This is a genomic window from Pseudomonas fildesensis (assembly GCF_001050345.1).
GTDB lineage: Bacteria > Pseudomonadota > Gammaproteobacteria > Pseudomonadales > Pseudomonadaceae > Aquipseudomonas > Aquipseudomonas fildesensis.
In genome coordinates this window covers 146,971-170,600 of sequence record NZ_LFMW01000013.1, presented here as the reverse complement: position 1 = coordinate 170,600, position 23,630 = coordinate 146,971, and the positions used below count along the sequence as shown (strand labels likewise).

Genomic DNA, 23,630 nt, shown 5'->3' with positions numbered 1-23,630 from the left:
TTTCCTTCGGGGTGTGCCAAGCCTGTCAAAAAGCCTTCGACTACCCTCCATAAGCCCGCCAATGCAGGCTTTTGATCATATGGCGTAGTGTCACGACTTGCTTTCGAGTGGCGGCCCCGGTATAAAAAATCAAATTATTTTTTAAAACAATATTTCCTCATTGGAACTTCCATGGTCGCGAAGAAAGTCAGCGCTCCAAACATTACCAAGACTCGATTGCTGGATGCGACAGAGGCTCTCTTCATCAAATACGGCTATGACGCCGTTTTGCTAAGGCAGATTACCGAGCGTGCCCAAGTGAACCTGGCCGCCGTGAACTACCACTTCGGGGATAAGGATTCCCTGATGAAAACCCTACTGATGCAGCGCCTGGAGCCGCTCAACGAGCAGCGTCTGGAACTGCTGGCGCGGTGTGAAGCCGAGTCCGACGGCCCCCTCGATTGCGACACCTTGCTCGGCGTGCTGTTCGCCCCGGCCATGGGCCTGGAGCGCAGTGATCCGGCCAGCGGGGAAGGGCGCTCGTTCATTCGCTTCCTCGGTCGGGTCTACAGCGATACCTCGCCGTTTATCCAGGAATACCTCAAGGTGCATTACCAGCCGGTGTTCCAGCGCTTTTTCGAAGCCTTCGCCCTGGCCCTGCCAGACTTGCCGCGCAACGAGCTGGGGGTACGCCTGCAATTTGCGCTCAAGGCGATTTCCGGTGTGATGGCCGGCACCGAGTTGCGCCTGCTGATGAACTCCATGAGCCTGGGCCGCCCGGCCACCGATGCCGAAGTGATGGCCAAGTTGATCACGCTGGTGTCGGCGGCGATTCGTGTGCCGCAGCAAAGCCCCGAGGCCGAAACGGCATTGGCGCGGGTACTGGATACTCAGCGTGCCATCCGCGAGCAGGCGGCTGCGCCTGCTGCCAAGGCGTCGCGTTAGCTCAAACCCCGGGCAAAAAAAAGCCCGCTGGGGCGGCGGGCTTGATGTGAAGCATTTGTAACGGATGAGGCTTCACACTACGGTCCGGGATGTGAATAAATCGTGAAAAATATGTAAGAAAAAGTTAGAGATTCGAAAAGGCATATTTTCGATCGGCCCTGTGCCTTTCGTCGGCACCTGTTAACTCTGACAGTAGTCGCTCTGCTTGTTTGGGTGTTTGATTACCCCAACGTCCAGCTACTGAAAGCAGACTGCAACGCCGCCGACAAGGAGCTCGAAATGACCACAGGCCGTAAGAAGCATCAGCTTGATCCGATAGATATTCCGTTGATGTTTCCTCGGATTGAGGATGATTTGGAGCGTGCGGATGGTGGGGTCGGCAGGCTGCATGTGACGCGTGATCTCGTCGTTTATGTGACCTACCCCTTCGATGTATCAGTCGGTACCACGTTCCAGCTTATCTGGCAGGGAGCAGCCCCGGTCGGCTTCTACCTGGTACGTGAAGGTGATCTTCCCCGCACGCGTTACCCTCTTACGGTGCCCTCGAACGTCATCCGGGAGCGTTGGGCTGACCCGGTGTATTGCAAAATTATTCCGAGCAACGATGAACCTCAACAAACACCGCCGCTGCGTCTCAGGGTCAACCTTCAGAGGCCTGGCGGCAAGGCCCCTGAGCCGACGGAAGAGGGCCATCGCGGGCTGGTATTTGACCTTGAACCGGAGGTGGCCCTGGAAGGTGTTGACGAAACGAAGGCCAAGCAAGGGGTGGTCGTCACCTGTAGAAAGTGGGAGAACATGGCCGTCTATGACCTTCTGACACTGACTTGGGGGTCACAAAGAATCAACCACCTGGTACTGCTGGACGAGGTTGATAAAGACATCAACATTATGGTGAGGCCAGAGATAATCAGTGCAGCGGGCGACAATAAAATGCTCCCCGTGGGGATGACCGTCACAGGGCCTACCGGCAACCTTCCCGATGAAAATGCGCGTTGGTCAGTGATCTCCCATGTGCCAGTACATGCTCAAAGTCGACGCATGGACTCACCGTGGATCGACAAGCCAGTGACCGAATCCAAAATCGACCTGGCAGAGATTGGCAACGACGCCGTGCGCATTGGTATTCACGTGAACTCGGATAATTACGAGCGCTACACCCATATCCATTTTTTCTGGATTGGCACGCCGGCAGAGGGGGGGCCTATTGCCCATTCGGAAACTCGAGAGATCACCGGTGCACGGTCCCATTACTTCGAAGTACCCAATGGCCTGCTCAGCGCCATTGCCAAGGGGAGCGCGATTACCTACTACACACTTGACAGTCCAGACGAGGATAGCGATCGCTCAAACTACCGCCATATGACCGTTGACGGCGAGATCATTCAATGGCTGCCGCCGACCGTAGAGAGTGACTCGGATGGCCAGGTTGACCCAGATCTTCCAAAGGTAGAGATCTATATTCCTATACAGTCGGGCTGGCAATCATTCGAAGCGCTGGACCTGACACTCCTGGCCAGTGGTGTGGGGGGCACCATTGAGCACCACATTGGCATCGACCTTGGTGAGCTCTCTCCAGGTGAGGAGCAATTGACCGTTGTACTTGAAGGGGACGACCTCAAGCGATTCAAAGGGCGTTTAGCCGAACTGTTCTACAGCGCAACCAAGAACGGCGAAAGGCCGCGCGAATCCTTGCGCCGATCGTTGAGAATCGGCGACCTGCAGCCGGACATGTCCGCACCTGTCGTTCAGGATGAGCGTGACGGTGAGCTCCATCTGGATAAGGTGTCGCCGTTTGGCACGCCCATCCACGCGCCATTTTCCGACGTGGAGTTCGGCGATTGGATTACGTTGTGCATCAAGGGTGTGCACAGTGTCGATCTGCCCAAACAAGTGAATATCGGCGGTGTTGCCGTATCGTTTGATGTATTACCTCAAGACCTGACGCCCAATCGCGGTGAGGACACGTCTATCTATTACACCCTCAAGCGAGGGAGCCTGCCTGAGCGCTACTCCCTGACCACACCTCTGCATATTGTTTGAGACTGCCCCCTTAGATCTTCCAGCGCCCGGCGCTCTTGGCCAGTCGCTGGCGCATTGCATCCACATTCGCCGCCAGTTGCACCGTCAACAACCGATACCCGTCCAGGGCGCTGTATACCGGCGCATCCAGCGTGGGCTCGCCGCTCGTGTGGCTCGGCCGCTCCAAACGCTCCGTCACCCCCGACTTCAACGCCCGAGCCATCCCCACCCATTGCACCCGAATCTGCCGATGCTCGGCCTTCAACATCACCTGCATCCGTGCCATTGCCTGCTCATCATGCGGGTCCGGGCGGGTATTGCCGAGAATCTCCAGGGTGCTGATGCACATGCGCAAGTGCCGCTGGATTGCGTCCAGCTCAGTCATGGAGATCCGCACTTCCTTGGACACCGAGGGCATCAGCGAACGCAGTTGCAGCATCGCCGCATTCAGACGGTTGAGCAGTTTGAGGTGTTCATCATCGGTGACCGACTGGCCATTGATGATCCGGCTGTAGATCGCGGCGCAGTCGCGCAACGCACTGGCCAGGTTGTAGCGCCACGAATACACCGCATACAGCGGCAGCGCGAAGGAAAACGCCAGGGCCAGGACGATGCCGATGAGGATGTCGACGGTGCGCCACAAGCCATCCGAGATCGGATTGTCGCCGTGGCCGGCGACGATAAACACCGTGATCGCCGACAGCAGCGCGATATACCCACCCTTGCCGATGGCGTGATAGGAAAAGAACCCGCACACCACCGACATCAGCAAATAGGTCAGCAGTGGCTGGCCGAAGTAGGCCTGTTGCACCACCAGCAGCAAGCCGACGCTGGCGCCGATCAACGTACCGTAGGCGCGCTCCACGGCTTTCTTGCCGATATTGCCGTGGTGTTGCAACCCGCCGATCACGATCAGCATGGTCACCGACGCCCACTCACCGTGGGGCAGGTTGATGCCGGTGGTGAGCAGGATCGTCGCCAGCAAGCCGATGGACACGCGCACGGCGTGGATCAGCTTGGCATGGCGGTAGCGGCGATAAGGGTCGAGCAACGGGCGCAACAGGCGGCGTAGAACAAGCGGAAGGCTGAGATTCATGAGGTCTTACTTCAGGCATAGACCTTGTAGGAACCGGCAAGCCGGCTCCTACAGAGGTTGATTTCAGAAAATGTAGTCGGTGGTCAAAAAGCTCGAATCGCGGTTGCGCAGGATATCGCTGACCAGCGCCTTGTTGCTTTCCTGGAACTTGGTGGCCACAAGTGTGCGGATCGAGAACACGCGTAGCGCGTCATGTACCGACAGCGTGCCCTCGGCCGAGTTCTTGCGCCCGTTGAACGGGAACGTGTCCGGCCCGCGCTGGCATTGGGCGTTGATATTGATGCGGCCGACCTGGTTGGCAAAGGTGTCGACCAGGCGCCCGACTTCCACCGGGTTGGTGCCGAAAATGCTCAGTTGCTGGCCGAAATCCGATTCCAGCACGTAGTCGATCACCGTCTCCACATCACGGTAAGGCACGATCGGCACCACCGGGCCGAACTGCTCCTCGTGGTACACGCGCATCTGCGGGTTCACCGGGTACAGCACTGCGGGGTAGAAGAATGAACCGCGACTGGCACCGCCATTGGCATTCACCACCTGGGCGCCGTGTTGCGCTGCGTCGGCCACCAGTGCGTTGAGGAAGTCGACCTTGCCGGCTTCCGGCAGCGGCGTCAGCGACACGCCGTCTTCCCACGGCATGCCCGGTTTTAATGTCGCCAGTTTGGCGTTGAATTTTTCGATAAAGCTATCGACCACGTCCTCATGCACAAACAGGATTTTCAATGCAGTGCAGCGCTGGCCGTTGAACGACAGCGAGCCGGTCACCGACTCGCTGACGGCATTGTCCAAGTCCACTTCGGGCAGCACGATGCCGGGGTTTTTTGCATCCAGGCCCAGGGCCGCGCGCAGGCGGTGCGGCTTGGGGTGCAACTTTTTCAAATCGCTGGCGGCCTTGTTGGTGCCGATAAACGCAAAGATATCGATCTTGCCGCTGGCCATCAGCGCACTGACGGTTTCGCGGCCGCTGCCGTAAATCACGTTGATCACCCCGGCCGGGAAGCTGTCGCGGAACGCCTCCAGCAACGGGCGAATCAACAGCACGCCGAGCTTGGCCGGCTTGAACACCACGGTATTGCCCATGATCAGCGCCGGAATCAGCGTGGTGAAGGTCTCGTTCAGCGGGTAGTTGTAAGGCCCCATGCACAGCGCCACGCCCAGCGGCACGCGGCGGATTTGCCCGAGCGTGTCCTGCTCCAGCTCGAAGCGGCTGCTCCGACGGTCAAGTTCCTTGAGGGCATTGATGGTGTCGGTGATGTAGTCGCAGGTGCGGTCGAACTCTTTTTGCGAGTCCTTGAGGTTCTTGCCGATCTCCCACATCAGCAGCTTGACCACCGCATCACGCTGTTCGCGCATACGCCGCAGAAACGCTTCGACATGCTGAATGCGATCAGCCACGCGCATTGTCGGCCATTCACCCTGGCCGCGGTCGTAGGCACGCACGGCGGCGTCGAGGGCGGTGAGGGCGGTGTCGGCGTCCAGCAACGGCGTGCTGCCGATGTGCACGCGCTCGTCGCCCAATTGCACTGGGCTAAGCACCTGGGCCAGCGGGCCGTTCCATACCTGCAACTGGCCGTCGACCAGGTAATCACGCTGTTCGATGGGCGCCGCCAGGCGAAATTGCTCGGGAATATCGGCGGCCGAAGCGGGAAACAGCTGGGCAAGCAGGTTGTTGGTGGTCATGTCGCTACCCCTGGAATAGTTGCAAAACATGACTAGAGAGTCACCCATCCACCGGCTCTGTGGCAAGGCTTGTGCGCTTTCTGCTACGCACGGCCAGGTCCGGCGGGTAAACTGCGCGGCTTTCTTGAAGGAGTTCACATGAGTCAGTACCAGCCGGGCATTCTTGCCGCACCGGTGCCTTTGCAGGCACGCCATCTGTTTTTTGCCGTGGACTCCCTCGACGCCGTGCCCGCTGCGCTGGACGCGCTCGCGCAGCGCGTGGATTCGGCGGCGGTGGTCGGTTTCGGTGAGCCGCTGGTAAAGGCACTCGGTGCCGAGATTGAAGGGTTGCGGACTTTTCCTGCGGTCAGCGGGCCGGGCGCGCACAACCCGTCCACCCAACAGGCGCTGTGGGTGTGGCTGCATGGTGTGGATCGCGGTGAACTGCTGTTGCGCAGCCGGGCGTTTGAAAAAGCCCTGGCGCCGGCGTTTCGTCTGGTGCAGTCGACGGAGGGTTTCCGCTACAAGACCGGCTTTGACCTGACCGACTACGAAGACGGCACCGAAAACCCCCATGACGACGCCGCCGTCGAGGCCGCACTGACCGACAGTGGCGCCAGCTTCGCCGCGATCCAGCAATGGCAGCACGACCTTGACGGCTTCGCCGCATTACCTGCCCAGGAGCGTGACCACATCATCGGCCGTCGCCATGGTGATAACGAAGAACTCGACGACGCCCCCGAATCTGCCCACACCAAGCGCACCGCCCAGGAAAGCTTCACCCCGGAAGCCTTCGTCGTGCGCCGCTCGATGCCGTGGGCCGAGAATGGCCAGGCGGGGTTGATGTTCCTCGCCTTTGGCCATTCCTTCGATGCCTTCGAAGCGCAACTGCGCCGCATGAGCGGGTTGGAAGACGGGATTGTCGACGGCCTGTATCGCATCAGCACACCGTTGACCGGGGGTTACTACTGGTGCCCGCCGCTGAAGGACGGGCGTCTGGATGTGAGTGCACTTTTTCACACACTCCACACCTGAAGCGTGACGCCTGGCTAGCCGATCAATTCCACCTTGCCGCTGTGCAGCTTGTAGATCCCGCCGACAATTTGCAGCGTGCCCTTGGCCAGTGCGTCGCCCAACAGGCTTGATTGGCGCTTGAGCTGGGCGACGGTGTCGATGACATTTTGTGCGATGGCGTTCTCAAGCAGGTCGCCGGGCGCTTTCAACACCTTGTTGACGGATGGCTTGAGCGCGTCGGCCAGGCCCTGGATCTTGCCGGGGAACTTGGCGTTGTCCTTGACCGCCTTGACCCCGGCCGAAATCGCGCCGCAGCTGTCGTGTCCCAACACCATGATCAGCGGCGTACCCAGCACCGCCACGGCGTATTCGAGGCTGGCGAGGCCGTCATTGGTGACGAAGTTGCCCGCCACTCGAACGGCAAAGAGGTCGCCGCGGCCAGTGTCGAAGGCGTATTCGGGAGCGATCCTCGAATCGGCGCAGCCCAGTACGGCTGCGAACGGATTTTGCCCGCTGACCAAGGCTTCGCGCTCGCTCATGAAGTCATGGCGTTTGGTGACGCCTTCGGCGTAGCGGCTATTGCCTTCCATCAGCCGGGCGAGTGCCTGCTGCGGGTTGAGGTCGTTGGCAGGTTTGGGTGCAGGTGCGGCATGAATGTCGGCGGTGGGCAGCGCGCTGGCGAGCATCAAGGCGCCGGCACCGACGGTGGCCAGGCGCAGGAAGGCGCGGCGGTCATTGTTCAAGGAAGCGTCGGCGGGGGTGTGAGCGTTGCACATGGACTGGGTTCTCGGCGTGGGTGGTTAGAGAAAGCGCCAAGGGTGCAAAGAATGCCGCGCAAAAAATGTAGGAGGTTTCTTGGTTTAAACGTGTTCGTGCGCAGTGAAGATGAAAATTCTGACAGCCACGCAATCGGCCACTGAAAAAAATCGCCACTGCCCGTAACCTAGAGCCCTTTGTCACCTGCTTGGATCGTCCATGTCTTCTGTTGCCGATGGGTTGCCCCTGAATAAACGCTTGCCGGCCGTTATCGCCATCTCCCTGGGGATCGGCATGGCCACCCTGGACACGGCCATCGTCAACACCGCTTTGCCTACCCTGGCCGAAGGCATCGGCACCGATTCCGCCTCGGTGATTTGGGTGGTCAATGCCTACCAGTTGGCGATTATCGCGACGGTGTTGCCGTTCGCTTCGCTGAGTGATGTGCTCGGCCATCGCCGGGTGTACCTCGGCGGATTGCTGCTGTTCATTGTCTCGTCGCTGTTTTGCGGGATGGCCGGGTCGCTGGTCACGCTGACCGCCGCGCGCGTGGTGCAGGGGTTGGGGGCGGCGGCGATCATGAGCGTCAACACCGCGCTGCTGCGGCATATCTATCCGTCCCACATGCTCGGGCGTGGCCTGGGCTATAACTCGCTGGTGGTGGGGCTGGCGTTTACGCTCGGGCCGACGGCAGCGTCGGCGATTCTGTCAGTGGCGACCTGGCACTGGCTGTACCTGATCAATGTGCCGCTGGGCGTGCTGGCCCTGGTGTTGGGCCTGCGCTCATTGCCGGCGATCCCCATGACAGGGCATGCCTTCGACCGCCTTGCCGCCGTGCTGTGTGCCGGGTTGTTCGCCCTGTTGGTGCTGGGATTGGGCACGGCGGTGCATGGCGCACAGGGCGCGCTGACGCTGGGGCTGATCGCCGTGGCATTGGTGTGCGGCGCGTTGTTGCTGCGTCGCCAGGCGGGTCATCCGGCGCCGATGCTGGCGCTGGATTTGTTCAAGCGGCCGGTGTTTGCCTTGTCTTCGCTCACCGCGATTTGCGCATTCAGCGCCCAGGGCCTGGCCTTTGTGTCGTTACCGTTCCTGTTGCAGGCGGTGCTGGGCCACAGCCAGGTGGCCACCGGTTTTCTGATGACGCCCTGGCCGGCGGTTGTGGCCGTGATGGCGTTGGTGGCGGGGCGGTTGGCCGACCGCGTGTCCCTGGGCCTGTTGTGCGGGATCGGGCTGTTGATGCTCAGCGTCGGCATGGCCGCACTGGCCACCTTGGGCGATGACGCATCGGCATTCGATATTGGCTGGCGCATGGCGTTATGTGGCGCGGGGTTCGGCTTCTTCCAGTCGCCCAATCTCAAGGCCTTGATGACCAGCGCACCCTTGGCTCGCAGCGGCGGCGCCAGTGGCATCGTGGCGATTTCGCGGTTGTTGGGGCAGACGCTGGGCGCGTCGCTGGTGGCCCTGTGTTTCCACCTGTCGCTGAGCAGCGGCCCGCAATACGCGCTGTGGCTGGGCTGCGGGTTTGCATTGGTGGGCAGTGTGGCCAGCGGCCTGCGTTTGTTGCCCTACGGCAAAAAGGCGTGATTGGGCGTTGTAAAACCTGCTTCGGGAAGGCTAACGTTGCGACATGAATATTTCGGGATGTTTCAGATTCATGTCCAGCCTGGCCCTCCGCACTGCTGATACCACTTCCCGCCGCGCCGCGCTGACCCTCGCTTTATGCCTGCCCAGTGACGTGTTGCTCTACCTGCTACTGCCCATGGAGTCCCAGGCCTTCGGTATCACGCTGGCCCAGGCCGGGATGTTGCTGGCGGCCAACCGTCTGGTGCGGATTTTCGGCTACCGGCATGTGCTGAATTTCTACGCGCGCAACGGCGATCGGCTGACCTGCATGCTCGCCGCCGGTGCCGCAACGGCGTGTGCGCTGGGCAATTCGCTGCTGTCGGGGTTTGCCGCGTTGCTCGGCTTGCGGCTGATCTGGGGCCTGTGTTTTGCCGCGTTGAACCTGTCGACCCAAGTGTTGGCTACCTCCGAACCTGCGGGTGCCGCCCGCCGCGCAGGGCGTTCCCGTGCCCTGATCGCCCTCGGGCCGATGCTGGCACTGCCACTGGGTGGTTGGCTGACGTTATGGGCTGGGCCGCGTCCGATCTTTCTGATTCTGGCCGGATGCTGCCTGGCGGGTTTGTGGGTCGCGCGCGGCCTGCCTGCCGTCGGCCATGATTTACACAGCAGCCCGGGGCGGCGGTTCAAGTGGCCCGACAGTGTGGCGGTGTGGTCGTTTATCGAAGGCGTGGCGCTGGACGGGCTGTTTATCTTTGGCTTGTCGATCCAGGCACAGAAGATCATGGGCGGCGATGCGGTACTGATCGCCGGTGGGCTGATGGCCCTGCGTTACCTGTCCGAGTTGCTCCTCAGCCCGTTGGGCGGCCGAGCAGCGCAGCGCTTTGGCGCCACCTCGATGCTGCTGGTGTTCTCGTTCCTGAGTGCACTGGCCCTGACCGCGTTTGGCAGTTATTGGGTGATCGTCGGCGCGGCCGCGGTGTTGGTGCTGCGGGCGTTGCAATTGCCGCTGGTCACGACCCTGGTGGCCGAGCGCAACCCCGGCTCAATGCGGGTGTCGGCGCTGGCGTCGAATGCCGTGTGGCGTGACGTCGGCGCCGGCCTTGGGCCGCTGCTGGCGGGGTTGTTACTGCCGGTGGCCTCGGCCCCTTGGGTATTTGGCCTGGCGGGTGCTGCGATTGCTGTCAGCGCAGTGTTCTGCTGGCGGGCGAAGACGGCTTAAACCTTTTTAAGGCTTTCCAGCCAGGCGGGATCGAAGCGGGTTTGTTCGGTATCGATCCCCAGCGCCTGCATCTTCGCTTGATGCGCTTCGATTTCGCCCTGCAATTGCGCTTGTGCACTGGAGTTGGCGTCCAGTTCATGCATCTGCGTCAGCCCTAAATGGTAGAAGCGCAGCAGCTTGATCGCTGTCGGGTCATTGGCCTGGACCCGTTCGGCGACCTTATGCATCACATTGGTCACGCTCATCAGGCTGCGCTTGAGCTGCCAGCTATACACCGCCGGCGCCAGCCACGGCTGGGTCCAGAACGGGCCGCGCACCAGGGCGAGGGTGATCAACACCCCGGCAAACACGCCGCCGACGTTGTAGCGCAGGTTGTCACCGCCGGGCTCGCCGAACAGCATCACGGCCAGGCTCGACAGCAGCATCGCCAGCGCCACGAACAACACGGCCACGATCAGCGTGCTGCGGCGAGTCTGTTTGCGGTAAGTCACTGGGTCGCAGGGTTTGAGCTCGAACATCCGGGGCAGGTCTCCAGAAGGAATAGGGCGGCATCTTCTCATGCCTGGGCCAATCAAGTTGAACGATGCTTCGCGGCGCTTTCTCTAAACCTGTGCAGGCTACCCACTGATGAGGTGAACCACCATGCCCGATTACAAGCAGCCCCCGCCCGGCACGCCCGACCCGGATCGCACCCCCGGTGAAGAAGAACGCGACAACGATGCGTTGCGCCCCAACGACCCGAAAGAGCGTGACGAAAACGCTGATGTCGAGCGCGTTGAGGAAAACTTGGAAACCCTCCACGACAAAGCTCGCCCGCTGTAACAGGAGACTGTGATGAACAAACGCTCGGATGGGCCCCACTCCAACGAACACGCCAGTGGCAATGACGAGCTGGGTTTCGACCCGGATTCGCCTGACGTGGCCGACCCGCAGGTCGACCCGATAGGCCCGGCCATAGCGCCGCTGGACCAAGACAAAAAAGATGAAGCGAAAAAAAAGCCGCCCTACGATCCGTTGGGCGACTTGAAAAAGTAACGAAGGCCCCGCCCTGTGGCGAGGGAGCAAGCTCCCTCGCCACAAGTTACGTTGCGCTCTTTCTATTTTTTTACTGAAGGGTCTTGAGCGGGGCTTTGTTTATTTGGGTGGTGCCCACGTCACTTCGGTGATGCCGTATTTCTCCGCCCAGGGCCGGGTGGTTTTTTTCACCTGTTCGTGGCCCACACGACCGATACGGCTGACGTGGGCAACGTCGGCGTCAACGGCCGCCCAGTGCCACGCCTCGGCGTTGTTCATCACTTCGGCACGCACGACAAAAGACTTCGGCTGGCCGTGTAGTTGGTAGTTAATGGTGTAGATTTTTGCGGTACTCATGTTGCCTCCCTGTCTTGTTATAGATGGATCGGAAAGCGTTCAAAAAGGTTCATTCAAAATGACAAATTGCCGGTCGGCGCGTCATAGTGAGGCCTTCGCCCCCGTGCCCAAGGATCGCGCCATGCACCACCTGACCCATAGCCAGCTGTACCTGCAACGCTTGGGCTACGATTCTCCGCCACCGCCCACCCTGCAAACGCTGCAGGATTTACAGTTGCGCCATGTGTGCACCTTCGCCTTTGAAAGCCTGTCGACCCTGCTGCGCGTGCCGGTGCCGATCGACTTGCCCAGCGTCGAGCAAAAGGTACTGTTCGAGGGGCGCGGCGGTTATTGCTATGAGTTGAACCAGCTGTTCCTCGCCCTGTTGCAGGAACTCGGTTTCGACGCGCGCGGCATTACCGGCAGGGTGGTATTGGGCGGGCCGCCGGACGCCCATACGGCGCGTACCCATCGGCTGAACCTGGTGACCGTGGACGGCGTGCGTTACATCGCCGACGTCGGCTTTGGCGGCATGGTGCCGAGCAGTCCGCTGCAACTGGACAGCGAAGCGGAGCAGGCCACGGCCCATGAATTTTATCGCCTGACCTTCAGCGATGGCAGCTACACCCTGTGGGCCCAGGTCGGTGGCCATTGGCTCGGCCTGTATGTGTTCGACCTGCAGCGCCAAGAGCGAATCGACTATGAAATCGGCAACTGGTACGTCTGCACACACGCCGATTCGCCGTTTCTTGGGCAGTTGAAAGTGGCGCTGTTGGCCCCCGGCAAACGGCATACCTTGAACAACGGCCACTACGCGCTTCACTCGCTGGATAAACCCAGCGAAAAACGCGCGCTACAGAGTGCCGATGAACTGATGCATGTGTTGCGTGACACGTTCGGTATTCGCCTGCCGGCGCATCCGCAACTTCAAGAAATACTGGATGGTTTAATCGCGGCTGAGTCTTGAGTGGGTAAGCGCCCCGAACCCGTCGGGGCTTCATCCATCAGGCTAATGCGGCAAGCTGTGCCACTGTTTCCGGAAAGCGCGCCACCAGGCGAATCAGGGTCACGGCCTGCGCGTTGGGTTTTGCCCGGCCCTGTTCCCAGTTCTCCAGCGTGCGGGTATTGGTGCGCAGGTACATGGCGAACACCGAGCGCGAGAGGTTGAGTTGCTGGCGCACAGCGACCACTTCGTCGGCGGTCAGCGGTGCGAGTTTGTTGAGGTGAACCTTGTGGGTACGCAGGGTGATTTTGCCTTGGCGTTCGTTGGCCAGCGCGTCGAAGCCTTCGACCAGTTCGGAAAAAATTTCACGTTTCATGGTGTGTTCTCGCTTTGATTTCCATGTCCAGCATGTGTTTTAGGGCTTTCTTGTGGTGTGGCGTCAGGTCGTCCTGTTCGTGTTTGCCGTACAGGGTGAACAGCCAGAACTGCGTGCCGCCCGACCACCAGTAGTAAATGACCCGCAGGCCACCGCGTTTGCCTTTGTTGCGTCGCTCGTCGACAAAGCGAACCTTGCGTAATCCGCCTGTTCCCTCGATCACGTCTCCTGCTTCCGGGTTTTTCATCAGTTCCTGCTGAAAACCGTGGAAAAGCTCGTCACTCAGATAGTCCTTGCGATGTCGCTCGAAGGCCGGCAGTTCGATAAATAGAGCATCCATGTTCTGTACGTAGCCTGCGTATAGTTTGGTGGCCCACTCGCCATGGGTCAAGTGACCCTGCTGTGGGAACTTTCCTAAAACGCAAACACCATACGGCGGCCTTCATCGGCTAGATGCCAGATAAGGAGGCAGATGGAGGAGGAAATTTCCGTGAGTAGGGGAGGGTAAAAGCAGCGGCCCCAGAAACGCAAAACGGCGCCCGAAGGCGCCGTTTTGTTTATCTACATCCCGCTAAGCGATCAAACGCCCAACACCGCATGCTGCACCAGGGTGAGCAACGGTTGTGGGTACACGCCGAGGAAGAAGGCGAGCAGGGCGATGGCCAGCAGCATCACGCCACCGGCTTTCTGTTCCCAGTGCAGCTCGGCGTCTACACGGCGCAGGTTGGGTTCGATCAGGTACAGGGTGACCATCACGCGCAGGTAGTAGAACACGCCGATGGCGCTGCCCAGCACCAGGGACGCAACCAGCCACCACTCGTGGGCTTCGACACCGGTAGCGACGATGTAGAACTTGCCGATGAAACCGGCGGTCAGTGGGATACCGGCCAGGGACAGCATCATCACGGTCAGTACGGCGGTCAGGTACGGACGGCGCCAGAACAGGCCGCGGTATTCGTACAGGGCGTCGGCGTCACGGCCTTTGAACGGCGAGGACATCAGCGTGATCACGCCGAACGCGCCGAGGCTGGTGACCACGTAGGTGACCAGGTACACGCCGATCGCTTCCACGGCCAGGCCTTTGCTCGCCACCAGGGCGATCAGCAGGTAGCCGAAGTGGGCGATGGACGAGTAACCCAGCAGACGTTTGAGGTTGTTCTGGGTCAGGGCCAGCAGGTTACCGAACAGGATCGACGCGATGGCGATAACGGTCAGCACGTGGCTCAGCACGCCGGTGTTGGCGGCCGGCGAGATCTGGAACAGACGCACCATCACCGCAAACACTGCCACTTTCGACGCCGTGGCCAGGAACGCGGCCACCGGCGCCGGGGCGCCTTCGTACACGTCCGGGGTCCACAGGTGGAACGGCACCAGGGAGAGCTTGAACGCCAGGCCGATCAGCATCATGGCCAGGCCCAGTTGGGCGATGGGCGCAGGCATGCTGGTGGCGGCCAGGGCGTGGCCGATACCAGTGAAGCTCAGGCTGCCGGCTTCGGCGTAGAGCAGGGCCATACCGAACAACAGGAACGCGGAACCGGCCGCCGACAGGACCATGTACTTGATGCCGGCTTCCAGGGAGCGCTTGTTGAAGAAGGCGTAGGCCACCAGGCCGTAAGTCGGGATCGACAGCAGTTCCAGGCCGATGAACAAGCCGGCCAGGTGCTGCGCGCTGACCAGCACGATACCGCCGGCCGCAGCCAGCAGGATCAGCAGGTACAGCTCTTCCTTGTTGCCCGGGTAGCCCGTGCCGCCTTCACCGAGGTAGGCGTGGGCGAGGGTGACGCAGGCCAGGGTGGCGACGAGGATCAACGCGATGTACAGCAGCGCGAAGTCATCGACCATCATCAGCGGGGTCACCGCCAGGGGCGCGACCTTGAGTGCCGGGATGATCGACAGCAGGGCCAGGTTTAACCCCGCGCAGGACAGCAGGAAGGTCTGTGAGTGATTGCGGCGCCAGGCGATCGCCAGCATCACCGCCACAACGGTGAGGCTGGTGATCAGCAGCGGCGCAAGCGCGATAAAGTGTTGGATCGTGAATTCCATAGCGCTCTTACCGGGCCGAAGCGAGTTGAGAGAAGGCGGTGCCGAACCACTGCTGCACGCCATGCATCGTTGCGGCAGAAGTGTCCAGGAACGGTTGCGGGTACACGCCGATGTAGATCAGCAGTACCGCAAGGCCGAGCACCATGATCAGTTCGCGAGCATCCATCCCTTTCAGGACGGCGTCGGACTTGGCCGGGCCGAAGTAGGCGCGGTGGATCATGATCAGCGAGTAAACCGAACCGAACACCAGGCCGGACGTGGCGATGGCGCTGATCCACGGCGTTTGCACGAAGGCACCCATCAGGATCAGGAACTCGCCGATGAAGTTACCGGTACCCGGCAAGCCCAGGGATGCGGCGGCAAAGAACAGGCTGATCGCCGGCAGGTACGCAATGCGCGACCACACGCCGCCCATCTCCCGCATGTCGCGGGTATGCAGGCGTTCGTACAGCTGGCCACTGAGGATAAACAGCGCGGCGGCCGAAACACCGTGGGCCAACATCTGGATCACTGCGCCTTGCAACGCCAGCTGGCTGCCGGAGTAGATGCCGATCAGTACGAAACCCATGTGGGAAACGGACGAGAAGGCAATCAGGCGCTTGATGTCGGTTTGGGCGAAGGCCAGGAACGCACCGTAGAAGATCCCGATCAGACCGAGGGTCATGGCGATCGGCGCAAACTCGGCCGAGGCATTCGGGAACAGCGGCAGGGCGAAACGCAGCAGCCCATAAGCCGCCGTCTTCAACAGGATACCGGCCAGGTCCACGGAGCCGGCGGTCGGCGCCTGGGCGTGAGCATCAGGCAACCAGGAGTGGAACGGCACCACCGGCAGCTTCACCGCGAAGGCGATGAAGAAGCCCAGCATCAGGATGTACTCGGTGGTCAGGGACATCTTGGTTTTCAACAGGTCGGCGTAGTTGAAGGTAATCACGCCCGTGCTGTTGAAGTTGACCAGTACCAGACCCAGGATCGCCACCAACATGATCAGGCCGGAAGCCTGGGTGAAGATGAAGAACTTGGTCGCCGCGTAGATCCGGGTTTTCTTGCCGTCCGAAGAACTGTGACCCCAGAGCGCGATGAGGAAGTACATCGGCACCAGCATCATTTCCCAGAAGAAGAAGAACATGAACAGGTCGAGGGCGAGGAACACGCCGACAACGCCGCCCAGGATCCACATCAGGTTCAGGTGGAAGAAGCCCACGTGACGCTGAATTTCTTTCCAGGAACAGAGTACCGAGAGGATACCCAGCAGGCCGGTCAGCAGGATCATCAGCAGTGACAGGCCGTCGAGGGCCAGGTGCACGTTGATGCCGAAGCGCTGGATCCACACGTGCTTGAATTCAAGCGCGAAGGTTGGATCGACACCCGGTGCCGGAGCAAATGAATAGTCGCCATGGGCCCACAGCCAGAGGCCGAGAGCGAGTTCCAGGGACATGGTCAGCAACGCAATCCAGCGGGGGAGGGTGGCGCCGAAGCGTTCACCCATCCAGCAGAGCAGGCCGCCGATAAAGGGAATCAGGATTAGCCAGGGCAGAATCATGACGGGCTCGTTTCCTTTCGCAAGTTCGCAAAGTTCGCAATGTATGCAATGTGCATGGACATAGTCAGACCACTGCCACAACGATGGCGCCGATCACCAGAACGGCACCGGCCGCCATGGAAGTTGCGTACCAACGCAATTGACCGGTCTCGCTGCGGCTCAGGGCGGTGTGACCGGCCTTGGCGGCGCGCGGGATCAAACCGATGGTCTGATCGAGCGGGTCTTTGCGCAGTACGTGGCTGATGGCCAGGTAAGGCTTGACGAACAGTTTGTCGTAGATCCAGTCGAAGCCCCAGGCGGCGAACCACCAGGCCGAAAGGAAGCGGCCAATGCCACTGTTGGCAACGCCCGTGACAAAGCGACGCTTGCCGAGGAACAGCAGGGCCGCCAGCAGGATACCGGCCAGCGCGATGGCGCCCGAGGCGATTTCCAGGCTGTGCTTGGCGGCGCCACCGGCATGGCCGGCGCTTTCCGGCAGTACACCGGCCAGTGGCGGGGTGATCATGGCGCCGATGAAGGTCGACAGGATGATCAGCACCGACAGCGGCAGCCAATGGGAGATGCCGTGGCCTGCGTGGGCTTCGGTCTTGGCTTCACCGTGGAACGTGATGAAGATCAGGCGGAAGGTGTACAGCGAGGTCATGAATGCACCGACCAGGCCTGCGTAGAGCAGGTTCTGGTTACCGCTGGCAAAGGCTTCCCAGAGGATTTCGTCTTTCGAGTAGAAACCGGCGGTCACCAACGGCAGGGCAGCGAGTGCAGCACCACCGACGATGAAGCTGGCGTAAGCCAACGGCAGTTTCTTCCACAGCCCGCCCATCTTGAAGATGTTCTGCTCGTGGTGGCAGGCGACGATCACCGCACCGGAAGCAAGGAACAGCAGGGCCTTGAAGAAGGCGTGGGTCATCAGGTGGAAGATCGCCGCGTCCCAGGCGCCAACGCCCAGGGCCAGGAACATGTAGCCGATCTGGCTCATGGTCGAGTAGGCGAGGATGCGTTTGATGTCGGTCTGCACCAGCGCGGCAAAGCCGGCCAGTACCAGGGTCACGCCGCCCACTACGCCCACCAGGTGCAGGACATCCGGCGCCAGGGTGAACAAGCCGTGGGTACGCGCGATCAGGTAGACACCGGCGGTTACCATCGTTGCGGCGTGGATCAGTGCCGAAACAGGGGTAGGGCCTGCCATCGCATCTGCCAGCCAGGTTTGCAGCGGCAGTTGTGCCGATTTACCGACGGCGCCGCCCAGCAGCATTAGGGTCGCCAGGGTGATCCAGAAGTCGCCGACCTGGAATTTTTGCGGTGCCAGCACCAGCAGTTCCTGGATGTTCAGCGTGCCCACCTGTTGGAACAGGATGAACAGGCCGATGGCCATGAACACGTCGCCGATGCGGGTGACGATAAAGGCCTTGAGTGCCGCGTTACCGTTGTTGCGGTTGCTGTAGTAGAAACCGATCAACAGGTACGAGCACAGGCCCACGCCTTCCCAGCCGAAGTACAGGAACAACAGGTTATCGCCCAGGACCAGGAACAGCATGCTGGCGATAAACAGGTTGGTGTAGGCGAAGAAGCGCGAGTAACCCGCTTCACCGCGCATGTACCAGGACGCGAACAGGTGGATCAGGAAACCTACACCGACGACCACGCCAAGCATGGTGATCGACAGGCCGTCGACGTAGAGGGCGAAGTTGGGCTTGAAACCCTCCACCGACATCCACTGCCACAGCACCAGGGTGTAGTGGCCGCCTTCCGGCGGCGCCACGTTGAATTGCCAGATGACGTAGGCGGCGACAATCGCCGACAGGCCAATGGAACCCACACCGATCAAGGCAGAAAGGTTTTCCGACAGGCGTCCACGGGAGAACGACAGCAGCAGGAAACCGATCAGGGGAAATACGAAAGTCAGAAAGATCATGTTCATCCGCGCATCTCACTGGCAGCGTCGATATCAAGCGTGTGGAAGCGACGATACAGTTGCAGCAGGATCGCCAGGCCGATACTGGCCTCGGCGGCTGCCAGGCTGATCACCAGGATGAACATGACTTGTCCATCCGGCTGGCCCCAACGACTACCCGCCACGATGAATGCGAGTGCCGCAGCGTTCATCATGATTTCCAGGCTCATCAACACGAACAGAATGTTACGGCGAACCATCAGGCCGACCAGGCCAAGGCAGAACAGGATGCCGGCGACCGCCAGACCATGCTCCAAAGGGATAGCAGGCATCGTCATTGCTCCTTGGCTTCGTTGCGGCCCAAGTGGAAGGCGGTGATGGCTGCAGCGAGCAGCAGCATCGAAGCCAGTTCGACCACCAGCAGGTACGGGCCGAACAGGCTGATGCCCACGGCCTTCGCATCAACAGTGGTGTGGCCGATGGCCTGGCCGCTCTGGTGAGCGAACAGCACATACAACAGTTCACCCAGCAGCAAGGCTGCGAGGATCACCGGGCCGAGCCAGATGCCGGGCTTGAGCCAGACGCGCTCCTGGGCGACCGAAGCCGGCCCCAGGTTGAGCATCATCACCACAAACACGAACAGCACCATGATGGCGCCGGCGTAGGCGATCACTTCCAGGACACCGGCGAACGGTGCGCCGAGGGCGAAGAAGGTCATGGCCACGGCGATCAGCGAAATGATCAGGTAGAGCAGGGCGTGCACGGGGTTGGTGTTGGTGATCACGCGAAGCGTGGACACCACTGCAATACCCGATGCGAAATAGAAAGCGAATTCCATCTTTCTTCCTTAAGGCAGCAAGCTCTTCACGTTGATCGGCTCGGCTTCGTTTTGTGCGGCGCCTTTGGGCTTACCGGCAACGGCCATACCTGCAACACGATAGAAGTTGTAATCAGGGTTTTTACCGGGACCAGAGATCAGCAGATCTTCTTTCTCGTACACCAGGTCCTGACGTTTGAACTCGGCCATCTCGAAATCCGGTGTGAGCTGGATCGCGGTAGTCGGGCAAGCTTCCTCGCAGAGGCCGCAGAAAATGCAGCGCGAGAAGTTGATGCGGAAGAAGTCCGGGTACCAGCGACCGTCTTCGGTTTCAGCTTTCTGCAGGGAGATGCAACCCACCGGGCACGCCACGGCGCACAGGTTGCAAGCTACGCAACGCTCTTCGCCATCGGGGTCGCGGGTCAGCACGATGCGGCCGCGATAGCGCGGCGGCAGGTACACCGCTTCTTCCGGGTATTGCAAGGTGTCGCGTTTGCGGAAGCCGTGACCGAACACCATCACCAGGCTTCGCAACTGGGTACCGGTACCCTTAACGATGTCGCCAATATATTTGAACATGGGTCAAATCCTCACTGAACCGCGACCGCTGGCGTGTTCAACAACACAACGGCAGCAGTTACCAGCAAATTGATCAGGGTCAGCGGCAGGCAGAAGCGCCAGCTGAAATCCATCACCTGGTCATACCGTGGACGCGGAATGGAAGCGCGCAGCAGGATGAACAACATGATGAAGAACGCGGTCTTGAGGAAGAACCAGAAGAACGCCAGCTGTGGCAGGATGCCGAACGGACCGTGCCAGCCGCCGAAGAACAGCGTGACCAGCAGGGCCGAGATCAAGATGATGCCGATGTACTCACCGACGAAGAACATGCCCCATTTCATGCCGGCATATTCAATGTGGTAACCGTCGGCCAGTTCCTGTTCCGCTTCCGGCTGGTCGAACGGGTGACGGTGCGTCACGGCGACGCCAGCGATGAAGAAGGTACAGAAACCGAAGAACTGCGGAATGATGAACCACAGGTTCTGCGCCTGGTACTCGACGATGTCGCGCATGTTGAACGAGCCGACCTGCACCACGATGCCCATCAGCGCGAGGCCCATGAAAACTTCGTAGGACACGGTTTGCGCCGAGGCCCGCAAGCTGCCCAACAGGGCGAACTTGTTGTTACTGGCCCAACCGGCGAACAGCACCGCGTAGACCGACAGACCGGCCATGGCGAAGAAGAACAGCAAGCCGATGTTCAAGTCCGCCACGCCCCAGGTCGGGGTGATCGGGATGACTGCGAAAGCAATCAGCAAGGCGCTCATGGCCACGACCGGTGCCAGGGTGAAGATCACCTTGTCGGCAAACGGCGGGGTCCAGTCTTCCTTGAAGAACATTTTCAGCATGTCGGCGGCGATCTGGAACATGCCGAACGGGCCAACGCGGTTCGGACCGTAACGGTCCTGCCACCAGCCCAGCAGGCGACGTTCGACGAAGCTGAGCAGGGCGCCCGCAACGACCACGGCCAACAGGATCACGATGGCCTTGACGACCGAGATGATCACGTCGATCACTTCAGGGGTGAACCAGGTCATTGCGCTGCCTCCTGCAGACCGTCAACGGTTTGGCCAAAGATTGCCGGCGGAATACCCGCGAGGCCTTTCGGCAGTGCAACCAGGCCGGCACCCAACTCTTCGTTGATGCGCAGCGGCAGACGCAAGGTCTTGCCGGCTACGGTCAGGCTGAGCAGGGCACCCTCATTGACGCCCAGGCGGTCGGCTTCGGACTTGGCCACGGACACGTAGGCTTCTGGAATGCGTTCTTGCACCGGCGCGGCTTTGGACGAGGTCTCTTCGCTGCCGAACAGGTGGAAGAACGGCACAACCTGCCAGGTACCCTGGGCCGGGTTGAACGGACGCGGTACAGCGGCGAACCAGTTCAGCGAATCGCCCTGGGTTTCGATCAGGCGGGTGCCCGGGTCGCCAGCGCGGATATGACCACCGACTTCGTCCTGGAACTTGTTCCAGGCCTGCGGTGAGTTCCAGCCCGGCGACCAGGCAAACGGCACCTGCTGACGGGGCTCGACCGAACCCGAGTAACCTTCCATGGAGAAGGCGAACGCGGTGTCGTTGTCTTGCGGGGTACGCGGTTCGTGCACGCTGATATCGGCGCGCATGGCGGTACGACCGGAGTAACGCAGCGGTTCACGGGCCAGTTTCATGCCCTTGATGCGGAACGTGGCGGACGGTGCAGCGTCGACAATGCGCGCCAGTTGCGGTGCGCTTGCGGCGGCGGCTGCGGTCACGTGATCAAGCTGGGTCCAGTCGATCGGCTGGTTCAGCAGGGTGGCGCGCAGGGCGTGCAGCCAGCGCCAGCCTTCGTGAACCAGGATGCTGGCGTCCATGTACTTCGGATCAAACACCTGGAAGAAGCGCTGGGCGCGGCCTTCCTGGCTGACCAGGGTACCGTCGCCTTCGGCGAAGGTGGCGGCTGGCAGCACCAGGTGAGCACGGTCGCTGGTGGCGGTCTTCTGGTGATCGGCCACGATCAGCACTTTGGCGGCGTCCAGCGCGGCGTCGACCTTGGCCGAATCCGTGCGGGTGTACAGGTCGTTTTCCAGCACCACGATGGCGTCGGCATGGCCGTCGATCACCGCTTGCAGGCCAGCGTCCAGGGACTCGCCACCGAGCATGGCCAGGCCAAGGCTGTTGGCTTCCGGCACGATCAGGCTGATGGAACCGTTCTTGTCGCGCAGCTTCAAGGCCTTGGCGATGTTGGCAGCGGCTTCGATCAGCGCCTTGGAACCCAGGGAGGTGCCGGCAATGATCAGAGGACGCTTGGCCGCCAGCAGGGCGTCGGCGATGCGCTGGGCCAGCGCCACGGCTTCAGTGTCCAGGCCTTCGACGGCAGGCGCGCTGGCATCGAGGGCGTGGGCCACGGCGAAACCGATGCGGGCCAGGTCGTCCGGCGCTGCGTGTACGCATTCTTCGGCGATGTCGTCGAGCTTGGTTTCAGCCAGGCTGGCGATAAACAGCGGGTTCAACGCGTGCTGACCGATGTTTTTCACCGCGGCGTCGAGCCAAGGCTGGACGCGCATGGCGTCGGCCATGTCTTCGGCCTTGCCTTTGACCGATTGGCGCAGCGACAGGGCCACGCGCGCGGCGGTCTGGGTCAGGTCTTCACCGAGGACGAAGATTGCGTCGTGGTCTTCGATATCGCGCATGTTCGGAACGGGCAGCGGGCTGTCGTTCAGCACTTGCAGGACCAGGCGGATGCGCTCCAGCTCACCGGCTTCGATACCGCAGTAGAAGTGTTCGGCGCCGACCAGTTCGCGCAACGCGTAGTTGCTTTCGAGGCTGGCGCGTGGCGAACCGATACCGACGATGTTGCGACCGCGCAGCAGGTCAGCGGCTTTATCCAGCGCAGCATCGAGGCTCAGCTTGGCGCCGTCGGCCAGCAGTGGCTGGCGCGGGCGGTCTTCGCGGTTGACATAGCCATAGCCGAAACGGCCACGGTCGCACAGGAAGTACTGGTTGACCGAACCGTTGAAGCGGTTTTCGATCCGGCGCAGCTCGCCGTAGCGCTCGCCCGGGGAGATGTTGCAACCGCTCGAGCAGCCATGGCAGATGCTCGGCGAGAACTGCATGTCCCACTTGCGGTTGTAGCGCTCGGAGTGAGTCTTGTCGGTGAACACACCGGTCGGGCAGACCTCGGTGAGGTTGCCGGAGAACTCACTTTCGAGCACGCCGTCTTCAACGCGACCGAAGTACACGTTGTCGTGGGCGCCGAATACGCCGAGGTCGGTGCCGCCGGCGTAGTCTTTATAGAAGCGTACGCAGCGATAGCAGGCGATGCAGCGGTTCATCTCGTGGGAAATGAACGGGCCCAGTTGCTGGTTTTGGTGGGTACGCTTGGTGAAGCGATAACGGCGCTCGTTGTGGCCGGTCATCACCGTCATGTCTTGCAGGTGGCAGTGACCGCCTTCCTCACAGACCGGGCAGTCGTGGGGGTGATTGGTCATCAGCCATTCGACAACGCTGGCGCGGAACGCCTTGGACTCTTCATCTTCGATGGAGATCCAGGTGTTGTCGGTGGCTGGCGTCATGCAGGACATGACGATACGACCACGGGTGTCGTTCTCGTCGGTGTACTGCTTGACCGCACACTGGCGACAGGCACCGACGCTACCAAGGGCTGGGTGCCAGCAGAAATAAGGGATGTCGAGGCCTAGTGACAGACACGCCTGTAACAGGTTGTCCGCCCCATCGACTTCGAGCGCTTTGCCGTCTACGTGGATAGTGGCCATGGTTCAAAGTTCTTCGTTGGCCCGTTGTCAGCGGGCGTGGCTAATGGAATCTTGTTATTCATGTGCATCTACACAGCCATCAAGGCGTCAGCACATGAGAAGGCGAAGGGT

General features: G+C 60.9%; 23 protein-coding genes. 8 read left to right on the top strand and 15 right to left on the bottom strand.

All coding sequences use genetic code 11. From position 1 onward, the window contains the following. Positions 1-171: 171 nt before the first annotated feature. Both ACR52_RS20415 and ACR52_RS20410 read left to right on the top strand, forming a co-directional pair. Positions 172-924: a TetR/AcrR family transcriptional regulator gene (locus ACR52_RS20415; protein WP_048728649.1), complete on the top strand. Its 753-nt coding sequence runs from the start codon at positions 172-174 to the stop codon at positions 922-924. A gap of 279 nt (positions 925-1,203) precedes the next feature. Next, positions 1,204-2,964, top strand: coding sequence for a hypothetical protein (locus ACR52_RS20410; protein WP_048728646.1), 1,761 nt, complete (start codon positions 1,204-1,206; stop codon positions 2,962-2,964). Between the two features lie 10 nt (positions 2,965-2,974). Here ACR52_RS20410 and ACR52_RS20405 read toward each other — a convergent pair whose 3' ends face one another. Together ACR52_RS20405 and ACR52_RS20400 are read right to left on the bottom strand one after the other, a co-directional pair. Next, a complete protein-coding gene (locus ACR52_RS20405) occupies positions 2,975-4,039 on the bottom strand; it encodes an FUSC family protein (RefSeq protein WP_048728643.1) in 1,065 nt (354 codons plus the stop codon). A 63-nt stretch (positions 4,040-4,102) separates the two neighbouring features. Next, positions 4,103-5,719, bottom strand: coding sequence for an NADP-dependent glyceraldehyde-3-phosphate dehydrogenase (locus ACR52_RS20400; RefSeq protein ID WP_048728640.1), 1,617 nt, complete (start codon positions 5,717-5,719; stop codon positions 4,103-4,105). A 138-nt stretch (positions 5,720-5,857) separates the two neighbouring features. Here ACR52_RS20400 and ACR52_RS20395 point away from each other — a divergent pair, with 138 nt between their 5' ends. Continuing rightward, a complete protein-coding gene (locus ACR52_RS20395) occupies positions 5,858-6,733 on the top strand; it encodes a Dyp-type peroxidase (protein WP_048728638.1) in 876 nt (291 codons plus the stop codon). A gap of 14 nt (positions 6,734-6,747) precedes the next feature. Here the strand turns inward: ACR52_RS20395 and ACR52_RS20390 are convergent, their stop codons facing one another. Further along, positions 6,748-7,488 carry a carbonic anhydrase gene (locus ACR52_RS20390; protein ID WP_048728635.1) on the bottom strand — a complete coding sequence of 247 codons (741 nt, stop codon included), beginning with the start codon at positions 7,486-7,488 and terminating at the stop codon, positions 6,748-6,750. Between the two features lie 199 nt (positions 7,489-7,687). Between ACR52_RS20390 and ACR52_RS20385 the strand changes: the two genes are divergently transcribed. Both ACR52_RS20385 and ACR52_RS20380 read left to right on the top strand, forming a co-directional pair. Continuing rightward, complete coding sequence (locus tag ACR52_RS20385; protein WP_048728633.1) at positions 7,688-9,052, top strand: MFS transporter; 1,365 nt, start codon at positions 7,688-7,690, stop codon at positions 9,050-9,052. 70 nt (positions 9,053-9,122) lie between these two features. Continuing rightward, the gene (locus tag ACR52_RS20380; RefSeq protein ID WP_048728630.1) at positions 9,123-10,250 is read left to right on the top strand and encodes an MFS transporter; all 1,128 of its coding nucleotides are present in this window, start codon (positions 9,123-9,125) and stop codon (positions 10,248-10,250) included. On the opposite strand, the gene ACR52_RS20375 is transcribed toward ACR52_RS20380, so the two are convergent. Next, positions 10,247-10,768: a DUF3087 domain-containing protein gene (locus ACR52_RS20375; protein WP_048728627.1), complete on the bottom strand. Its 522-nt coding sequence runs from the start codon at positions 10,766-10,768 to the stop codon at positions 10,247-10,249. The genes ACR52_RS20380 and ACR52_RS20375 overlap by 4 nt on opposite strands. A gap of 124 nt (positions 10,769-10,892) precedes the next feature. On the opposite strand from ACR52_RS20375, the gene ACR52_RS20370 reads away from it, so the two are divergent. Together ACR52_RS20370 and ACR52_RS20365 are read left to right on the top strand one after the other, a co-directional pair. Then, positions 10,893-11,072, top strand: coding sequence for a hypothetical protein (locus tag ACR52_RS20370; RefSeq protein WP_048728626.1), 180 nt, complete (start codon positions 10,893-10,895; stop codon positions 11,070-11,072). A 12-nt stretch (positions 11,073-11,084) separates the two neighbouring features. Beyond that, a complete protein-coding gene (locus ACR52_RS20365; RefSeq protein ID WP_048728623.1) occupies positions 11,085-11,285 on the top strand; it encodes a DUF6021 family protein in 201 nt (66 codons plus the stop codon). A gap of 99 nt (positions 11,286-11,384) precedes the next feature. Here ACR52_RS20365 and ACR52_RS20360 read toward each other — a convergent pair whose 3' ends face one another. Then, on the bottom strand, positions 11,385-11,621 hold the full coding sequence (locus ACR52_RS20360; protein WP_048728620.1) for a DUF6555 family protein: 237 nt from the start codon (positions 11,619-11,621) through the stop codon (positions 11,385-11,387). Between the two features lie 121 nt (positions 11,622-11,742). Here ACR52_RS20360 and ACR52_RS20355 point away from each other — a divergent pair, with 121 nt between their 5' ends. Then, positions 11,743-12,567: an arylamine N-acetyltransferase family protein gene (locus ACR52_RS20355; protein WP_048728614.1), complete on the top strand. Its 825-nt coding sequence runs from the start codon at positions 11,743-11,745 to the stop codon at positions 12,565-12,567. A 37-nt stretch (positions 12,568-12,604) separates the two neighbouring features. On the opposite strand, the gene ACR52_RS20350 is transcribed toward ACR52_RS20355, so the two are convergent. The 10 genes from ACR52_RS20350 to nuoG all read right to left on the bottom strand — a co-directional run bounded on the left by ACR52_RS20350 (position 12,605) and on the right by nuoG (position 23,519). Further along, positions 12,605-12,919, bottom strand: coding sequence for a helix-turn-helix domain-containing protein (locus ACR52_RS20350; protein WP_048728611.1), 315 nt, complete (start codon positions 12,917-12,919; stop codon positions 12,605-12,607). Further along, entirely contained in the window at positions 12,909-13,259 is a 351-nt protein-coding gene (locus tag ACR52_RS20345; RefSeq protein WP_048729017.1) for a type II toxin-antitoxin system RelE/ParE family toxin, read from the bottom strand. Before ACR52_RS20345 ends, ACR52_RS20350 begins: the two co-directional genes overlap by 11 nt. 239 nt (positions 13,260-13,498) lie before the next feature. Further along, the gene (nuoN, locus tag ACR52_RS20340) at positions 13,499-14,962 is read right to left on the bottom strand and encodes an NADH-quinone oxidoreductase subunit NuoN (RefSeq protein WP_048728607.1); all 1,464 of its coding nucleotides are present in this window, start codon (positions 14,960-14,962) and stop codon (positions 13,499-13,501) included. A 7-nt stretch (positions 14,963-14,969) separates the two neighbouring features. Further along, positions 14,970-16,502: an NADH-quinone oxidoreductase subunit M gene (gene nuoM, locus ACR52_RS20335; RefSeq protein WP_048728604.1), complete on the bottom strand. Its 1,533-nt coding sequence runs from the start codon at positions 16,500-16,502 to the stop codon at positions 14,970-14,972. A gap of 64 nt (positions 16,503-16,566) precedes the next feature. After that, entirely contained in the window at positions 16,567-18,420 is a 1,854-nt protein-coding gene (gene nuoL, locus ACR52_RS20330; protein WP_048728601.1) for an NADH-quinone oxidoreductase subunit L, read from the bottom strand. Further along, positions 18,417-18,725, bottom strand: coding sequence for an NADH-quinone oxidoreductase subunit NuoK (gene nuoK, locus ACR52_RS20325; RefSeq protein WP_003219560.1), 309 nt, complete (start codon positions 18,723-18,725; stop codon positions 18,417-18,419). Before nuoK ends, nuoL begins: the two co-directional genes overlap by 4 nt. 2 nt (positions 18,726-18,727) lie before the next feature. Continuing rightward, positions 18,728-19,231: an NADH-quinone oxidoreductase subunit J gene (nuoJ, locus tag ACR52_RS20320; RefSeq protein WP_016974946.1), complete on the bottom strand. Its 504-nt coding sequence runs from the start codon at positions 19,229-19,231 to the stop codon at positions 18,728-18,730. A gap of 9 nt (positions 19,232-19,240) precedes the next feature. Then, complete coding sequence (gene nuoI, locus ACR52_RS20315; RefSeq protein ID WP_003174725.1) at positions 19,241-19,789, bottom strand: NADH-quinone oxidoreductase subunit NuoI; 549 nt, start codon at positions 19,787-19,789, stop codon at positions 19,241-19,243. An 11-nt stretch (positions 19,790-19,800) separates the two neighbouring features. Further along, positions 19,801-20,808 (bottom strand): NADH-quinone oxidoreductase subunit NuoH, encoded by a 1,008-nt coding sequence (nuoH, locus tag ACR52_RS20310; RefSeq protein WP_048728598.1) that lies wholly within the window; start codon positions 20,806-20,808, stop codon positions 19,801-19,803. Next, positions 20,805-23,519: an NADH-quinone oxidoreductase subunit NuoG gene (gene nuoG, locus ACR52_RS20305; RefSeq protein WP_048728594.1), complete on the bottom strand. Its 2,715-nt coding sequence runs from the start codon at positions 23,517-23,519 to the stop codon at positions 20,805-20,807. Before nuoG ends, nuoH begins: the two co-directional genes overlap by 4 nt. Between the last annotated feature and the right edge of the window lie 111 nt (positions 23,520-23,630).

Excerpts from the sequence above, each read along its gene's own strand:
- ACR52_RS20415 (WP_048728649.1), top strand. The coding sequence starts at position 172 with ATGGTCGCGAAGAAAGTCAGCGCTCCAAACATTACCAAGACTCGATTG.
- ACR52_RS20410 (WP_048728646.1), top strand. The coding sequence starts at position 1,204 with ATGACCACAGGCCGTAAGAAGCATCAGCTTGATCCGATAGATATTCCG.
- ACR52_RS20405 (WP_048728643.1), bottom strand. The coding sequence starts at position 4,039 with ATGAATCTCAGCCTTCCGCTTGTTCTACGCCGCCTGTTGCGCCCGTTG.
- ACR52_RS20400 (WP_048728640.1), bottom strand. The coding sequence starts at position 5,719 with ATGACCACCAACAACCTGCTTGCCCAGCTGTTTCCCGCTTCGGCCGCC.
- ACR52_RS20395 (WP_048728638.1), top strand. The coding sequence starts at position 5,858 with ATGAGTCAGTACCAGCCGGGCATTCTTGCCGCACCGGTGCCTTTGCAG.
- ACR52_RS20390 (WP_048728635.1), bottom strand. The coding sequence starts at position 7,488 with ATGTGCAACGCTCACACCCCCGCCGACGCTTCCTTGAACAATGACCGC.
- ACR52_RS20385 (WP_048728633.1), top strand. The coding sequence starts at position 7,688 with ATGTCTTCTGTTGCCGATGGGTTGCCCCTGAATAAACGCTTGCCGGCC.
- ACR52_RS20380 (WP_048728630.1), top strand. The coding sequence starts at position 9,123 with ATGTCCAGCCTGGCCCTCCGCACTGCTGATACCACTTCCCGCCGCGCC.
- ACR52_RS20375 (WP_048728627.1), bottom strand. The coding sequence starts at position 10,768 with ATGTTCGAGCTCAAACCCTGCGACCCAGTGACTTACCGCAAACAGACT.
- ACR52_RS20370 (WP_048728626.1), top strand. The coding sequence starts at position 10,893 with ATGCCCGATTACAAGCAGCCCCCGCCCGGCACGCCCGACCCGGATCGC.
- ACR52_RS20365 (WP_048728623.1), top strand. The coding sequence starts at position 11,085 with ATGAACAAACGCTCGGATGGGCCCCACTCCAACGAACACGCCAGTGGC.
- ACR52_RS20360 (WP_048728620.1), bottom strand. The coding sequence starts at position 11,621 with ATGAGTACCGCAAAAATCTACACCATTAACTACCAACTACACGGCCAG.
- ACR52_RS20355 (WP_048728614.1), top strand. The coding sequence starts at position 11,743 with ATGCACCACCTGACCCATAGCCAGCTGTACCTGCAACGCTTGGGCTAC.
- ACR52_RS20350 (WP_048728611.1), bottom strand. The coding sequence starts at position 12,919 with ATGAAACGTGAAATTTTTTCCGAACTGGTCGAAGGCTTCGACGCGCTG.
- ACR52_RS20345 (WP_048729017.1), bottom strand. The coding sequence starts at position 13,259 with ATGGATGCTCTATTTATCGAACTGCCGGCCTTCGAGCGACATCGCAAG.
- nuoN (WP_048728607.1), bottom strand. The coding sequence starts at position 14,962 with ATGGAATTCACGATCCAACACTTTATCGCGCTTGCGCCGCTGCTGATC.
- nuoM (WP_048728604.1), bottom strand. The coding sequence starts at position 16,502 with ATGATTCTGCCCTGGCTAATCCTGATTCCCTTTATCGGCGGCCTGCTC.
- nuoL (WP_048728601.1), bottom strand. The coding sequence starts at position 18,420 with ATGAACATGATCTTTCTGACTTTCGTATTTCCCCTGATCGGTTTCCTG.
- nuoK (WP_003219560.1), bottom strand. The coding sequence starts at position 18,725 with ATGCCTGCTATCCCTTTGGAGCATGGTCTGGCGGTCGCCGGCATCCTG.
- nuoJ (WP_016974946.1), bottom strand. The coding sequence starts at position 19,231 with ATGGAATTCGCTTTCTATTTCGCATCGGGTATTGCAGTGGTGTCCACG.
- nuoI (WP_003174725.1), bottom strand. The coding sequence starts at position 19,789 with ATGTTCAAATATATTGGCGACATCGTTAAGGGTACCGGTACCCAGTTG.
- nuoH (WP_048728598.1), bottom strand. The coding sequence starts at position 20,808 with ATGACCTGGTTCACCCCTGAAGTGATCGACGTGATCATCTCGGTCGTC.
- nuoG (WP_048728594.1), bottom strand. The coding sequence starts at position 23,519 with ATGGCCACTATCCACGTAGACGGCAAAGCGCTCGAAGTCGATGGGGCG.